At 66.5% G+C, this 13,924-nt stretch carries 14 protein-coding genes; 2 read left to right on the forward strand and 12 right to left on the reverse strand.

The window, feature by feature from the left end; translation table 11 throughout:
• Window positions 1-145: 145 nt before the first annotated feature.
• Window positions 146-679 (reverse strand): Rv1476 family membrane protein, encoded by a 534-nt coding sequence (locus A7U43_RS17385; RefSeq protein WP_068002991.1) that lies wholly within the window; start codon window positions 677-679, stop codon window positions 146-148.
• Window positions 680-915: 236 nt separating this feature from the next.
• On the opposite strand from A7U43_RS17385, the gene acnA reads away from it, so the two are divergent.
• Together acnA and A7U43_RS17395 are read left to right on the forward strand one after the other, a co-directional pair.
• Entirely contained in the window at window positions 916-3,726 is a 2,811-nt protein-coding gene (gene acnA, locus A7U43_RS17390) for an aconitate hydratase AcnA (RefSeq protein WP_067997764.1), read from the forward strand.
• Window positions 3,727-3,766: 40 nt separating this feature from the next.
• Window positions 3,767-4,339: a TetR/AcrR family transcriptional regulator gene (locus tag A7U43_RS17395; RefSeq protein WP_067997766.1), complete on the forward strand. Its 573-nt coding sequence runs from the start codon at window positions 3,767-3,769 to the stop codon at window positions 4,337-4,339.
• Between the two features lie 8 nt (window positions 4,340-4,347).
• On the opposite strand, the gene A7U43_RS17400 is transcribed toward A7U43_RS17395, so the two are convergent.
• The 11 genes from A7U43_RS17400 to A7U43_RS17450 all read right to left on the reverse strand — a co-directional run bounded on the left by A7U43_RS17400 (window position 4,348) and on the right by A7U43_RS17450 (window position 13,905).
• Entirely contained in the window at window positions 4,348-4,536 is a 189-nt protein-coding gene (locus tag A7U43_RS17400) for a helix-turn-helix domain-containing protein (protein WP_068002994.1), read from the reverse strand.
• A gap of 99 nt (window positions 4,537-4,635) precedes the next feature.
• A complete protein-coding gene (locus A7U43_RS17405; protein WP_067997770.1) occupies window positions 4,636-6,273 on the reverse strand; it encodes an ABC-F family ATP-binding cassette domain-containing protein in 1,638 nt (545 codons plus the stop codon).
• Window positions 6,274-6,298: 25 nt separating this feature from the next.
• Window positions 6,299-7,162, reverse strand: a complete 864-nt coding sequence (locus tag A7U43_RS17410) for an enoyl-CoA hydratase (RefSeq protein WP_067997774.1) — start codon at window positions 7,160-7,162, stop codon at window positions 6,299-6,301.
• 13 nt (window positions 7,163-7,175) lie between these two features.
• A complete protein-coding gene (trxA, locus tag A7U43_RS17415; protein WP_067997779.1) occupies window positions 7,176-7,529 on the reverse strand; it encodes a thioredoxin in 354 nt (117 codons plus the stop codon).
• 64 nt (window positions 7,530-7,593) lie between these two features.
• Complete coding sequence (locus tag A7U43_RS17420; RefSeq protein WP_067997781.1) at window positions 7,594-7,941, reverse strand: metal-sulfur cluster assembly factor; 348 nt, start codon at window positions 7,939-7,941, stop codon at window positions 7,594-7,596.
• On the reverse strand, window positions 7,938-8,393 hold the full coding sequence (gene sufU, locus A7U43_RS17425) for a Fe-S cluster assembly sulfur transfer protein SufU (protein WP_197500073.1): 456 nt from the start codon (window positions 8,391-8,393) through the stop codon (window positions 7,938-7,940). The genes A7U43_RS17420 and sufU overlap by 4 nt, the downstream gene beginning before the upstream one ends.
• A gap of 2 nt (window positions 8,394-8,395) precedes the next feature.
• Window positions 8,396-9,658 (reverse strand): cysteine desulfurase, encoded by a 1,263-nt coding sequence (locus tag A7U43_RS17430; protein ID WP_067997786.1) that lies wholly within the window; start codon window positions 9,656-9,658, stop codon window positions 8,396-8,398.
• A gap of 11 nt (window positions 9,659-9,669) precedes the next feature.
• Window positions 9,670-10,440, reverse strand: coding sequence for a Fe-S cluster assembly ATPase SufC (gene sufC / locus A7U43_RS17435; protein WP_067997790.1), 771 nt, complete (start codon window positions 10,438-10,440; stop codon window positions 9,670-9,672).
• Window positions 10,437-11,657, reverse strand: a complete 1,221-nt coding sequence (sufD, locus tag A7U43_RS17440; RefSeq protein WP_067997793.1) for a Fe-S cluster assembly protein SufD — start codon at window positions 11,655-11,657, stop codon at window positions 10,437-10,439. The genes sufC and sufD overlap by 4 nt, the downstream gene beginning before the upstream one ends.
• A complete protein-coding gene (gene sufB / locus A7U43_RS17445; RefSeq protein WP_067997796.1) occupies window positions 11,657-13,087 on the reverse strand; it encodes a Fe-S cluster assembly protein SufB in 1,431 nt (476 codons plus the stop codon). Before sufB ends, sufD begins: the two co-directional genes overlap by 1 nt.
• Window positions 13,084-13,905: a helix-turn-helix transcriptional regulator gene (locus A7U43_RS17450; RefSeq protein ID WP_082902185.1), complete on the reverse strand. Its 822-nt coding sequence runs from the start codon at window positions 13,903-13,905 to the stop codon at window positions 13,084-13,086. Before A7U43_RS17450 ends, sufB begins: the two co-directional genes overlap by 4 nt.
• Window positions 13,906-13,924: the final 19 nt, after the last annotated feature.

Here is a 13,924-nt window from a genome sequence, read left to right on the forward strand (position 1 = left end):
GGAATCACACCCGCAACAGCAAGCACTGTTTGCACCGTACGTCACATCACGCGCTAAAGAAACTTTAGTCACAAATTACATGAATGTAATTGAATCGAGCGTTATCGAATGGTGATATTCGAATTCGCCGCCATTGGAAAAGCGATTAGTCGAATGCCGCCGCGGGTGGCTCGTCAGCAACGGCCCGCTTGGCGCGAACCTGCAGGATACGGGTGAATACGGCCGCCACCGCAACACCGGCGACGAGCAGGATGGTAAACGGCATCCACGGAAAGTCCGGGGTTTGCAACTCCGCGACGAAATTCTTCGACGATTGCACCGGATCGCCGGTTTTCGCCAGATCCTGACCGGCCTCCAGCGTCACCCGGTCATATACCGGACTGTAGGTACCGGCATAGAACGGACTGACCGCCAGCACCGTGGACCCCGGGTAGGCCGAGCCCACCTCGGTGGCGATATCGCGCAGCGGCGTGTCGATCGGCGGGTTGGTCTCGATGACGACGATCTTCAGGTCGATGCCGTCCTGGCCGGCCTCGGCGACGACCTGGCGCAGGGCGGCGATATCGGCCCCCGGGGGCGCACTCACGCCGCCGTCGCCGACCTGCTCTTTGACCTGCACCATGTCGACATCGGGCGGGATGTAACCCGGGAGGTGCGGGAGTACGTGCGGTCCGGTCACACAGGCACCGTACCGTCGCCCCAACCGCAGGGCCGCATCCGGCGCACGGGTCGTCACCGCAGTGTGACGACGGCGTGATCGCGACCATCCCACGATCTGGCCATCCGGGTCGCATCGGGCGGTCAACTGGACAAGACTGAACCCCGACCCGCAGCACATTGCAGGACAAGCGTACTGTTAGGATCAGCAACGCCGCCGACACAGCCCGTCGCGGCGAGATCTAGCCGGGAGTTGATGTGAGCAGCACAGATTCGGTCAATTCGTTTGGAGCCCGCGACACACTGACCGTCGGGGACAACAGTTACGAGATCTACCGCCTCGACGCGGTACCCGGAACCGAGAAACTCCCCTACAGCCTCAAGGTGCTGGCCGAGAACCTGCTGCGCACCGAGGACGGCGCCAACATCACCAAGGAGCACATCGAGGCCATCGCCAACTGGGATCCGTCGGCCGAGCCGAGCATCGAGATCCAGTTCACCCCGGCCCGTGTGCTCATGCAGGACTTCACCGGCGTGCCCTGCATCGTCGACCTGACCACCATGCGCGAGGCCGTCGCGACGCTCGGCGGCGACCCGAACAAGGTCAATCCACTCTCCCCCGCCGAGATGGTGATCGACCACTCCGTCATCCTCGACGTCTTCGGCAACGCCGGCGCCTTCGAGCGCAACGTCGAGCTGGAGTACGAACGCAACGGCGAGCGCTACCAGTTCCTGCGCTGGGGCCAGGGCGCCTTCGACGACTTCAAGGTCGTCCCCCCGGGCACCGGCATCGTGCACCAGGTCAACATCGAGTACCTGGCGCGCGTCGTGATGACCCGTAACGGGGTGGCCTACCCCGACACCTGTGTGGGCACCGACAGCCACACCACCATGGAGAACGGCCTGGGCGTGCTGGGTTGGGGCGTCGGCGGTATCGAGGCCGAGGCGGCCATGCTGGGCCAGCCCGTCTCGATGCTCATCCCCCGCGTCGTCGGCTTCAAGCTGACCGGTGAGATCAAGCCCGGCGTCACCGCCACCGACGTGGTGCTGACCGTCACCGACATGCTGCGCAAGCACGGCGTGGTCGGCAAGTTCGTCGAGTTCTACGGCAAGGGTGTGGCCGAGGTGCCGCTGGCCAACCGCGCCACCCTGGGCAACATGAGCCCCGAATTCGGTTCCACCGCAGCGATGTTCCCGATCGACGAGGAGACCATCAACTACCTGCGGCTGACCGGGCGCAGCGAGGAGCAGCTGGCGCTGGTCGAGGCGTACGCCAAGCAACAGGGCATGTGGCACAACCCGGACAAAGAGCCGGTCTTCTCCGAGTACATGGAGCTCGACCTGTCCACCGTGGTGCCGTCCATCTCCGGCCCGAAGCGTCCGCAGGACCGCATCGAGCTCACCGATGCCAAGAATGCGTTCCGCAAGGACATCCACAACTACGTGGAGGAAAACCACCCCACGCCGGAGACCAAGCTCGACGAGGCGATCGAAGAGTCCTTCCCCGCAAGCGATTCGGCGACGCTGTCGTTCGCCGACGACGGTGCGGTCATCCCGAACGCGTCCAACGGCGCCGAGGGCCGCCCGTCCAAGCCGGTCACCGTGCGCTCCGAGGAGCGCGGTGAGTTCGTGCTCGACCACGGTGCCGTGGTGGTCGCGGGCATCACCTCCTGCACCAACACCTCCAATCCGTCGGTGATGATCGGCGCGGCCCTGCTGGCCAAGAAGGCCGTCGAGAAGGGCCTGACCTCCAAGCCGTGGGTCAAGACCAACATGGCGCCGGGCAGCCAGGTCGTCACCGACTACTACAACAAGGCCGGCCTGTGGCCGTATCTGGAGAAGCTGGGCTACTACCTGGGCGGCTACGGCTGCACCACCTGCATCGGCAACACCGGCCCGCTGCCCGACGAGATCTCGGCGGCGATCAACGAGAACGATCTGTCGGTGACCGCGGTGCTCTCCGGTAACCGCAACTTCGAAGGCCGCATCTCCCCCGACGTCAAGATGAACTACCTGGCGTCCCCGCCGTTGGTCATCGCCTACGGCATCGCGGGCACCATGGACTTCGATTTCGAGGCCGATCCGCTGGGCCAGGACACCGACGGCAACGACGTGTTCCTCAAAGACATCTGGCCGACGTCGCAGGAGATCCAGGAGACCATCGCCTCCTCGATCAACCGGGACATGTTCACCGAGTCCTACGCCGATGTCTTCGCCGGTGACGAGCGGTGGCGTTCGCTGCCCACCCCGGAGGGCAACACCTTCGCCTGGGACGAGAACTCCACCTACGTGCGCAAGGCGCCGTACTTCGACGGCATGCCCGCCGATCCGGAGCCGGTCAGCGATATCTCCGGCGCCAGAGTGCTTGCCCTGCTGGGTGATTCGGTGACCACCGACCACATCAGCCCGGCCGGTGCGATCAAGCCGGGCACCCCGGCGGCGCAGTACCTCGACGCCAACGGGGTGGCCCGCAAGGACTACAACTCGCTGGGCAGCCGCCGCGGCAACCACGAGGTGATGATCCGCGGCACCTTCGCCAACATCCGCCTCAAGAACCAGTTGCTCGACGACGTCTCGGGCGGCTACACCCGTGACTTCACCCAGGATGGCGGCCCGCAGGCGTTCATCTACGACGCCTCGGAGAACTACAAGAAGGCCGGTATCCCGCTGGTCGTGCTGGGCGGCAAGGAGTACGGGTCGGGCAGCTCGCGTGACTGGGCGGCCAAGGGCACCGCACTGCTCGGCGTGAAGGCCGTCATCACCGAGTCCTTCGAGCGCATCCACCGCTCCAACCTGATCGGCATGGGCGTCATCCCGCTGCAGTTCCCCGCCGGCGAGTCGGCCGCCAGCCTCAAGCTGGACGGCACCGAGACCTACGACATCGCCGGGATCACCGAGCTGAACAACGGTAAGACCCCCAAAACCGTCAAGGTGACTGCCACCAAGGACGACGGTTCCACGGTCGAGTTCGACGCCGTGGTGCGCATCGACACCCCCGGTGAGGCGGACTACTACCGCAACGGCGGCATCCTGCAGTACGTGCTGCGCAACATGCTCAAGGCGAAGTAGGCGCGGCGGGAGCTCTGAACAGACAGGCGACGGGTCCACCGTGCCACGGGTAACCGAGGATCATCTGGCCGCGCGCCGACGCCAGATCCTCGACGGGGCCAGACGTTGCTTCGCCGAGTACGGCTATGAGAAGGCGACCGTGCGGCGGCTCGAACACACCATCGGGCTGTCGCGCGGCGCCATCTTCCACCATTTCCGCGACAAGGACACCCTGTTCTTCGAGCTGGCCCGCGAGGATGCCGAACGGATGGCCGATGTGGCCGCCCGTGAGGGTTTGATCCAAGTGATGCGCGACCTGCTGGCCGCGCCGGACCAGTTCGACTGGCTGGTGACCCGTCTGGAGATCGCGCGCAAACTGCGCAACGACCCGGCCTTTCACCGGGGCTGGGCGGAACGCTCCGCCGAGCTGTCGGCGGCCACCTCCGAGCGGCTGCGCAAGCAGAAACAGGCGGGACGGCTCCGCGATGACGTTCCGGGGGCGGTGCTGCAGACCTATCTGGATCTCGTCCTCGACGGTTTGGTGGCACGGCTGGCATCGGGCGAGGACACCGAAAACCTCAGCGCGGTACTGGACCTCGTCGAGGCTTCGGTGCGCCAGCCCGGCAGCGACTGAACCGGCGGTCAGCCGGCGCGTCGGTGATTCGGTCCGCCGCGACTGCGCATCCGGGTTCCGGACTCGCGCAGCATGCTGTGTACGGACCCGTACGAGCGGCCGGTCTCGGCCACCAACGACCGGATGCTGGCACCCTTTTCATACGCGCTGCGCAGCTCGGTCAGGATCTGCTCGCGGGACCTATTGATTTCACTCATCGACATCTCCCCACTTCCCGGTGCAACGGCGCGGATACCCAGACTAGGAAGTGCGTAAACACGGCGTGGTGAAATGCGTGAATTGTCTTGCAGCCAGGCCTATGCCAGCTCGATGAGATCCCGGTACTCGGTGGACCAGAAGTCCTCGGTGCCATCCGGCAGCAACACCACCCGTTGCGGGTCGAGCGCCTCGGCAGCACCCGGATCGTGAGTCACCAGCACCACCGCGCCCTGGTAGCTGCGCAGCGCGTCGAGAACCTGCTCGCGCGAGGCCGGGTCGAGGTTGTTGGTGGGCTCGTCGAGCAGCAACACATTGGCGGTGGAGGCCACCAGACCCGCCAGCGCCAACCGGGTCTTCTCACCACCGGATAGGGTGCCCGCCGGCTGGTCCAGCTGGGGACCGGTGAACATGAAGGCGCCCAACAGACCTCGCAGATCCTGCTCCCCGGTGTCGGGTGCCGCGTGGCGGATGTTCTCCCAGACCGTGGCGTCGTTCTCCAGGGTGTCGTGCTCCTGGGCGAAGTACCCGATCTTGAGGCCATGCCCGGGCTCCAGCGCCCCAGCATCGGCGGCCTCGGTGCCGGCCAGCAAACGCAGCAGGGTGGTCTTGCCGGCACCGTTGAGGCCCAGCACCACGACGCGTGATCCGCGATCGATGGCGAGGTCGACGCCGGTGAAGATCTCCAGCGAACCGTAGGTCTTGGTCAGCCCCTTGGCGACCAGCGGTGTCTTACCGCAGGGAGCGGGTGTGGGAAATTTGATGCGGGCCACCTTGTCGGCCACCCGTTCGGCGTCCAACTCGGCGATCATGCGCTCGGCGCGGCGCAACATATTCTGGGCGGCAACGGCTTTGGTGGCCTTGGCGCCCATCTTGGCGGCCTGCGCACGCAGCGCACCGGCCTTCTTCTCGGCGTTCGCGCGTTCGCGGCGGCGCCGTTGTTCGTCGGTCGCCCGCGCGTCCAGGTATTTCTGCCAGCCCATGTTGTAGACGTCGGCCTCACCGCGCACCGCGTCCAGGAACCAGACGCGGTTGACGACGTCGGCGAGCAGATCGACATCGTGGCTGATCACCACGAGGCCGCCGGTGTGGTTCTGCAGGAAGGTCCGCAGCCATCCGATGGAGTCGGCGTCGAGATGGTTGGTGGGCTCGTCGAGCAGCAGCGTCATCGATGAATTGGTGCCGGCGGCGCCCCCTTCGGAGGCGGCGAACAGGATGCGGGCCAACTCGACACGGCGCCGCTGGCCGCCGGACAGGGTGCGCAGCTGCTGGGTCAGTACCCGCTCGGGCAGTCCCAGGCTGGCGCAGATGCGACCGGCTTCGCTCTCGGCGGCGTAGCCGCCCAGCGCGGAGAAACGCTCCTCCAGCTGTCCGTAGCGGCGCACCGCCCGATCCCTGGCGTCATCGTCGGCGACCTCGGCCATCAGGGTCTGCTGCTTCTCCAGGTCCGACAGCAGGGTGTCCAGGCCGCGCGCCGAGAGCACCCGGTCGCGGGCCAGCACGTCGAGGTCGCCCTCACGTGGGTCCTGGGGCAGGTAACCGACCTCACCGGTGGTGTCCACCGAGCCGGCGTAGGGCTCGCCCTCACCGGCCAGGATGCGCATGGTGGTGGTCTTTCCGGCGCCGTTGCGGCCGACCAGGCCGATCCGGTCCCCGGGCTGGATCCGCAGCGCGGAACCCTCGATGGACAGCAGTGTGCGCGCCCCGGCGCGGACCTCCAGGTCCGTTGCGGTGATCACGCAACTACCTCCTCAAATGAACGAACTATCTGTCGTCGGTGCTCGTCGGCTCTTCGCGCAAGCGCTCATCGGTGAACACCGGATCCCGCTTATCTTTGCGCGCGGCGACCGCTTCTTCAAAGTTGGCGGTAAGCAGACGCACATACAGTTGGCCGAGTCCTTCGGCCTGCATATGGCCTTCCAGGCTACCGGCGTCCAGTCCACTCCACAGTGTGCGCTTCGTCAATTCGATTCCCGGCCGGGAGAACGCCGCGATCCCGCGGGCCATCTCCAGGCACCGCGACAACAGCTCGTCCTCGCCGACGACACTGGAGACCAGCCCGATCCGTTCGGCCTCGGCGGCTGCGACATCACGACCGGTCAGCATGATCTCGAATGCCCGAGAGGCACCGATCGCGCGGGGCAGCAGATAGGACAGGCCCAGCTCGCTGGCGGTCAGCCCGTTGTTGATACCGGCCGCCCGGAAATAGGCCCCAGCTGCGGCAACCCGGATGTCGCAGGCCAGGGCCAGGCACAGCCCGCCGCCGATCGCGGCGCCGTTGACCGCGGCGATCACCGGTTGATGCAGCCGCCGCAGGCCCAGGATCACGTCATCGAGGACCTCCATCGAGCGCAACGCGAACGACGGCCGGGTCAGGCCCTGCACGTGCGGGACCGAACCCGCCGACTTGTGGTCGGCTCCGGAGGAGAACCCCCGCCCGGCACCGGTGAGCACCACGACCCGAACGTCATTGTCATGGTGCAGGTCGGCGATCACCGACCGCAGCGGGACCATGACGTCGAAGGCCATCGAGTTCATCCGCTCGGGGCGGTTGAGGGTGACCAAGGCCACGCCCGGCTCGGGACGGTCGACGAGAACGAACTCACTGTGCTCAGCCACGCCGAGCACGTTAGCGTGCGGCTCAGTTCCCCTGCGAGGCCACGGCCGCGTCGATGTCGAATTCCTTGATCTTGGTGATCAGGTCTTCGAGCTGGGCGGGACCCAGTGCTCCGGACTGCCGGAACACCTGATGCCCCTTCTTGAACGCCATCAGGGTCGGGATCGCCTGGATCTCGGCGGCCTGCGCCAGCTCGGGTTCGGCCTCGGTGTCGACCTTGGCGTGCACGATATCGGGATGCTTGTCCGCGGAGGCACCGAAGGTCGGTGCGAAGGCGCGACACGGACCGCACCACGAGGCCCAGAAGTCGACGAGCACGATGTCGTTGTCATCGACGATCGCCTTGAACTCTGCTGCGGTGATATCCCTTGTAGTCACGTTGTTCCTAACGTCTCGGCTCGTCCTGGGATTCCCACTATGCCGCCGGGCCAACCGGCGCCGGTCAGACGGTGAAGCCGAGGGCGCGCAGCTGCTCGCGGCCGTCGTCGGTGATCTTGTCCGGACCCCACGGCGGATTCCAGACCCAGTTCAGCTTGATCTCGGTGACCAGGCCGGCACCCACCAACGCGGTGCGGGTCTGATCCTCGATGACGTCGGTCAACGGGCAGGCCGCCGAGGTCAGCGTCATATCGATCAGCGCGACTGTGCCGGCCTCGCCCTGCTCCAGGTTCATGCCGTACACCAGACCGAGGTCGACGACGTTGATCCCGAGCTCGGGGTCCACGACATCGCGCATCGCCTCTTCGACATCGGCCAGCAGCTCTTCGTTCACGGCTTCGGTGTCACTCATCGTTTGTCCTCCAGGTCTTCATCGCTGGCCTGCGCCAGTGCAGCCTTGAACGCCGTCCAGCCCAGCAGCGCGCATTTCACCCGCGCCGGATACCTGGCGACACCGGCGAAGGCGATTCCGTCGCCGATCACATCCTCATCCCCCTCGACGTTGCCGCGCGAGGAGATCATCTCGGTGAACGCGGCGACCGTCTTGAGCGCGTCGCCGACGCTCTGCCCGATGACCTGGTCGGTGAGCACCGAGGTCGCGGCCTGGCTGATCGAACAACCCTGTCCGTCATAGGAGACGTCCGCGACCGTTTCGCCGTCCGCGGACAGCGCCACCCGCAGGGTGACCTCGTCACCGCAGGTCGGGTTCACGTGGTGCACCTCGGCGCCGTAGGGCTCACGCAGCCCCCGGTGGTGCGGGTGCTTGTAGTGGTCCAGGATCACCTCCTGGTACATCTGTTCCATTCTCACGAGAAGAACTCCACCGCCCGGCGGACGCCGGCCACCAGCCGGTCCACCTCGTCGAGGGTGTTGTACACCGCGAACGAGGCCCGCGCGGTGGCGCTGATGCCGAACCTGCGGTGCAGCGGGGCCGCGCAGTGGTGCCCGACCCGCACCGCGACACCCTCGTCGTCGAGCACCTGGCCCACATCGTGGGCGTGCACACCGTCGAGCACGAAGCTGACCGGGGAGGCGCGCCGCTGCGTGGTGAGCGGACCGATGATGCGCACCTGCGGCACCTCGGCGAGCCCGGCCAGCGCGGCGGCCACCAGCGTCTGCTCGTGGGCCTGCACCGCGGGCATGCCGATCGCACCCAGATAGCGGGCGGCGGCGGCCAATCCGACCACCTGCGAGGTCATCGGTGTGCCCGCCTCGAACCGCTGCGGCGCGGGCGCGAAGGTGGTCTCCGCCATGGTGACCGTCTCGATCATCGAGCCGCCGGTGATGAACGGCGGCAACGCGTTCAGCAGCGACCGCCGCCCGTAGAGCGCGCCGATACCGGTCGGGCCGAGCATCTTGTGCCCGGAGAACGCCGCGAAATCGACACCGAGAGCATGGAAGTCGATGGGCTGGTGGGGCACCGACTGGCAGGCGTCCAGCAGGGTGAGCGCCCCGACCGCCTTGGCCCGGGCCACCAGTTCGTCCACCGGCGCCAGCGCACCGGTGACATTTGAGTGGTGGGTGAAGGCGACGATCTTGACCCGCTCGTCGAGTTGCAACGAGTCCAGGTCGATGCGTCCGTCGTCGGTCACCCCGTACCACTGCAGGGTGGCGCCGGTCCGCCGGGCCAGCTCCTGCCACGGCACCAGGTTGGCGTGATGCTCCAACTCGGTGATGACGATGACGTCACCGGGACCGACGGCGCGCTCGAACCGGTTGTCGCCCAACGCATAGGCCACCAGGTTGATGGCCTCGGTCGCGTTCTTGGTGAACACCAGCTCGTCGCCATCGGCACCCACGAACGCCGCGATATCCGCGCGGCCCTGCTCGTAGGCGTCGGTGGCTTCCTCCATCAACTGGTGCGCGCCGCGGTGTACTGCACCGTTGGAGGTGGTCAAGAACGCCCGTTCGGCGTCCAGCACCGCCAGCGGTTTCTGCGAGGTCGCACCGGAATCCAGATAGGCCAGCTGACACCCGCCGCGCATCACCCGGTTCAGGATGGGGAAGTCGGCCCGGATGCGGGCGATCCCCTCCAGATCCAGTGCGCGGGCAACGGATGTCGTGGTCACGATCGGAGCTCCTAGGAGGTCGATGCTGCCTGGGTGAATCGCTCGTAGCCGTTCTCTTCGAGCTCGTCGGCCAGTTCCGGACCGCCGGATTCGATGATGCGGCCGTCGAAGAACACATGCACGAACTGCGGGCGGATGTAGCGCAGGATCCGGGTGTAGTGCGTGATCAGCAGCAGTCCGCCGTTTTCTGCCTCGGCATAGCGGTTGACGCCCTCGCTGACGATGCGCAGCGCGTCGACGTCCAGACCGGAGTCGGTCTCGTCGAGGATGGCGATCTTCGGCTTGAGCAGCGACAGCTGCAGGATCTCGTGGCGCTTCTTCTCCCCGCCGGAGAACCCCTCATTGACGCTTCGCTCACTGAAGGCCGGATCGATGTCCAGCTCGGTCATGGCACCCTTGACCTCTTTGACCCAGTGCCGCAGCTTCGGCGCCTCGCCGCGCACCGCGGTGGCCGCGGTCCGCAGGAAGTTCGACATGGAGACACCGGGAACCTCGACCGGGTACTGCATGGCCAGGAAGAGTCCGGCGCGCGCCCGCTCGTCGACACTCATCTCGAGCACATCGGCACCGTCGAGGGTGATCGACCCGGAGGTGACCTTGTACTTCGGATGGCCGGCGATGGCATAGGACAGGGTGGACTTGCCGGATCCGTTGGGACCCATCACCGCGTGGGTCTCCCCCGACTTCACGGTCAGGTTGACGCCCTTGAGGATCGGGATGTCGTCCCCGCCCTCCGGATTGGCGACGCTGACGTGCAGGTCTTTGACTTCGAGCGTGGTCATTCGTGGGCTGCTTTCTCGTCTGTAGAACTGGCTTGAGCCGTGATGGCTAGTTCTCGTTCGATGGCTTCGGTCAGGCGCTCCCGCACGGCCGGCACGGCGATCTTGGCGATGATCTCGCCGAAGAAACCGCGCACCACCAGGCGGCGGGCCTGCTCCTCGGGGATGCCCCGGGCGCGCAGGTAGAACAGCTGCTCGTCATCGAAACGGCCGGTGGCGCTGGCATGTCCGGCACCGGCGATCTCACCGGTCTCGATCTCCAGGTTGGGCACCGAGTCGGCGCGGGCGCCGTCGGTGAGCACCAGGTTGCGGTTCGCCTCATAGGTGTCGGTGCCGGTGGCCGCCGCGCGGATCAGCACATCGCCGATCCACACGGTGTGCGCGTCGGGCTTGTCAGAAGTCGGATCACCTTGCAGCGCACCCTTGTACAGCACGTCGGATGTGCAGTTGGGCACCGCGTGGTCGACGAGCAGCCGGGACTCGAAGTGCTGGCCGTCATCGGCGAAATAGGTTCCGAGCAACTGGGCCTTGCCGCCCTGGGCGGTGAACCGCACGGTGGCGGTGGTGCGCACCACGTCACCGCCGAGGGTGACGTTCACATGTCCCAATGTGGCGTCCTTGCCGAGGCGGGCATGATGCGAACTCACGTGCACCATGTCATCGGCCCAGTCGGCGATCCAGATCACCCCGACCGAGGCCGCGTCACCGACGATGATCTCGACGTTGTCGGCGTAGGTGCCGCTGCCACGCAGGTCGACCACCACGATCGCCCGGGACAGCTCCTCCATCCGGATCTGCAGGTGCCCGTAGGCGACGTTGCCCGCGCCGGGGCCGGTGATCACGATCTCGATGGGCTCGGCGACCTCGGTGCCCCGTGCGACGGTGACCACGGTGGCGTTACCGAACGACGAATACGCTTGGGCGGCAACACGATCCGTCGGTGCGCCGGCTTCTCCGAGTCGCTTGTCGTCGCGCTGGACGGTCTCGATCGTCACGCCGGGGCGCTCGGTCACCTCGATCAGCGCGGAGCCCGTCGCGGGCGCCGACCCGTCGTGCAGGCCGCGAAGCCGTTTCAGCGGCGTGAACCGCCACAACTCATCGCGACCGCCGGGCACCTCGAATGCGTCGACGTCGAACGAGGCGAACTGCTCGCCCTTGTTGGCATTGAGCGCCGAGCCGGACTTGCGGCCACCCTCGACCGCGGTAGTCAGTTCACTCACTAGCCGACCGCGCCTTCCATCTGGAGTTCGATCAGCCGGTTGAGTTCCAGCGCGTACTCCATCGGCAGTTCCTTGGCGATCGGCTCGACGAACCCACGCACCACCATCGCCATCGCCTCGTCCTCGGTCATCCCGCGGCTCATCAGATAGAACATCTGATCCTCGCTGACCTTGGACACGGTGGCCTCGTGACCCATCGTGACGTCGTCCTCGCGGATGTCGACATAGGGGTAGGTGTCGCTGCGGCTGATCGTATCGACCAGCAGCGCATCGCATTTCACGCTGGACTTCGAACCGTGGGCGCCCTTGTTGACCTGCACCAGTCCGCGGTAGGAGGCACGGCCGCCGCCACGCGCGACGGACTTGGACACGATGTTGCTCGACGTGTTCGGCGCCAGGTGCAGCATCTTGGCGCCGGTGTCCTGGTGCTGGCCCTCGCCGGCGAACGCCACCGAGAGCACCTCACCCTTGGCGTACTCACCGGTCATCCAGACCGCCGGGTACTTCATCGTCACCTTGGAACCGATATTGCCGTCGACCCATTCCATGGTGGCGCCGGCTTCGGCGCGGGCACGCTTGGTGACCAGGTTGTAGACGTTGTTCGACCAGTTCTGGATGGTCGTGTAACGCACCCGGGCACCGGGTTTCACCACGATCTCGACGACGGCCGAGTGCAGCGAATCGGACTTGTAGATCGGCGCGGTGCAGCCCTCGACGTAGTGCACGTAGGAACCCTCGTCGGCGATGATCAGGGTGCGCTCGAACTGGCCCATGTTCTCGGTGTTGATCCGGAAGTAGGCCTGCAGCGGGATGTCGACGTGCACGCCCGGCGGCACATAGATGAAGGAACCGCCCGACCACACCGCGGTGTTCAGCGCCGAGAACTTGTTGTCCCCGGCCGGGATCACGGTGCCGAAGTACTTCTTGAACAGCTCGGGGTGCTCACGCAGTCCCGAGTCGGTGTCCAGGAAGATGACCCCCTGGGCCTCCAGGTCCTCACGGATCGAGTGGTACACCACCTCGGATTCGTACTGGGCGGCCACACCGGAGACCAGGCGCTGCTTCTCGGCCTCCGGGATGCCCAGCTTGTCGTAGGTGTTCTTGATGTCGGCGGGCAGGTCGTCCCAGGTGGCGGCCTGCTTCTCGCTGGAGCGCACGAAGTACTTGATGTTGTCGAAGAAGATGCCGTCCAGGTCGGAACCCCAGTTGGGCATCGGCTTCTTGTCGAAGGTGCGCAACGCCCGCAGGCGGATGTCGAGCATCCACTCGGGCTCGTTCTTCTTCGCCGAGATGTCGCGCACGACAGCCTCGTTCAGGCCGCGCTGGGCACTGGCGCCGGCGACGTCGGAGTCCGACCAGCCGTAACCGTACTTACCCAGGGACGCGATGGTCTCTTCCTGGGTCAGCGGGGTCTCCGGGGTGAGGGTCATTGCGACACTCCTTGTGTGGTGGTGGATTCGGCACGGGCTGCGGGCCGATCGGGGGTGTCCTTGTCGAGGACCAGTGGAACATGGGTGGTGCAGGCGAAATCACCGTTGACGATGGTGGCCAACCGCTGGACGTGAGTTCCCAGGATCTGGGCGAACGCCTCTTGTTCAGCGTCACACAGCTCGGGAAATTCCTCGGCCACGTGTGACACCGGGCAATGATGCTGGCAGATCTGCACACCGGAGAGCGGACCGGCCACCGGGGTGGTGGTGGTCGCATATCCGGCGCCGGTCAGCGCGGCGGCCACCCGATCTGCGGTCTGTGCGACCGAATCGCGGTCGCTCACCTCGGGCACGCCGGCCAGGATGGTGTCGATACGGCGGCGGGCGAACGTGCGCACGGCATCGTCGCCGCCGATCTCGCGCAGCTGGCGCATCGCGGCGGCCGCCAGATCGTCGTAGGCGTGCGAGAGCTTCGCCCGGCCCGCGGCGGTCAGCCGGTACCGCTTGGCCGGCCGGCCCCGCCCGTGGTGCTGCCAGGCCGCTGCCGCGCTGGCCTCGGCGTCGCCGGCCTCGATCAGCGCGTCGAGGTGCCGGCGGATACCGGCCGCCGAGATGCCGAGGCGCTGGCCGATGTCACCGGCGGTGACCGGGCCCTCCAGGAGCAACCCGACGATCGCGGTGCGGGTATGGCCTTCGGAAGACACCGCAGGCACCACCGATGGCGCGGACTCGACCGCGCCCGGTGCCTCCGGGGTTATTTTCACAACACCATTGTGTCGGAATTCGGGGCGCGGTTCCACCAAGGCAACCCTAACCATCCGCCCGACGGTGGCGGGC

The organism is Mycobacterium adipatum, from assembly GCF_001644575.1.
GTDB lineage: Bacteria > Actinomycetota > Actinomycetes > Mycobacteriales > Mycobacteriaceae > Mycobacterium > Mycobacterium adipatum.

Bases quoted from the DNA above. Each gene is read 5' to 3' on its own strand.
- sufU (WP_197500073.1), bottom strand. From the start codon at position 8,393: ATGGAACAGATGTACCAGGAGGTGATCCTGGACCACTACAAGCACCCG.
- sufB (WP_067997796.1), bottom strand. From the start codon at position 13,087: ATGACCCTCACCCCGGAGACCCCGCTGACCCAGGAAGAGACCATCGCG.
- A7U43_RS17420 (WP_067997781.1), bottom strand. From the start codon at position 7,941: ATGAGTGACACCGAAGCCGTGAACGAAGAGCTGCTGGCCGATGTCGAA.
- A7U43_RS17400 (WP_068002994.1), bottom strand. From the start codon at position 4,536: ATGAGTGAAATCAATAGGTCCCGCGAGCAGATCCTGACCGAGCTGCGC.
- sufC (WP_067997790.1), bottom strand. From the start codon at position 10,440: ATGACCACGCTCGAAGTCAAAGACCTGCACGTCAGCGTCGCCAATCCG.
- A7U43_RS17450 (WP_082902185.1), bottom strand. From the start codon at position 13,905: ATGGTTAGGGTTGCCTTGGTGGAACCGCGCCCCGAATTCCGACACAAT.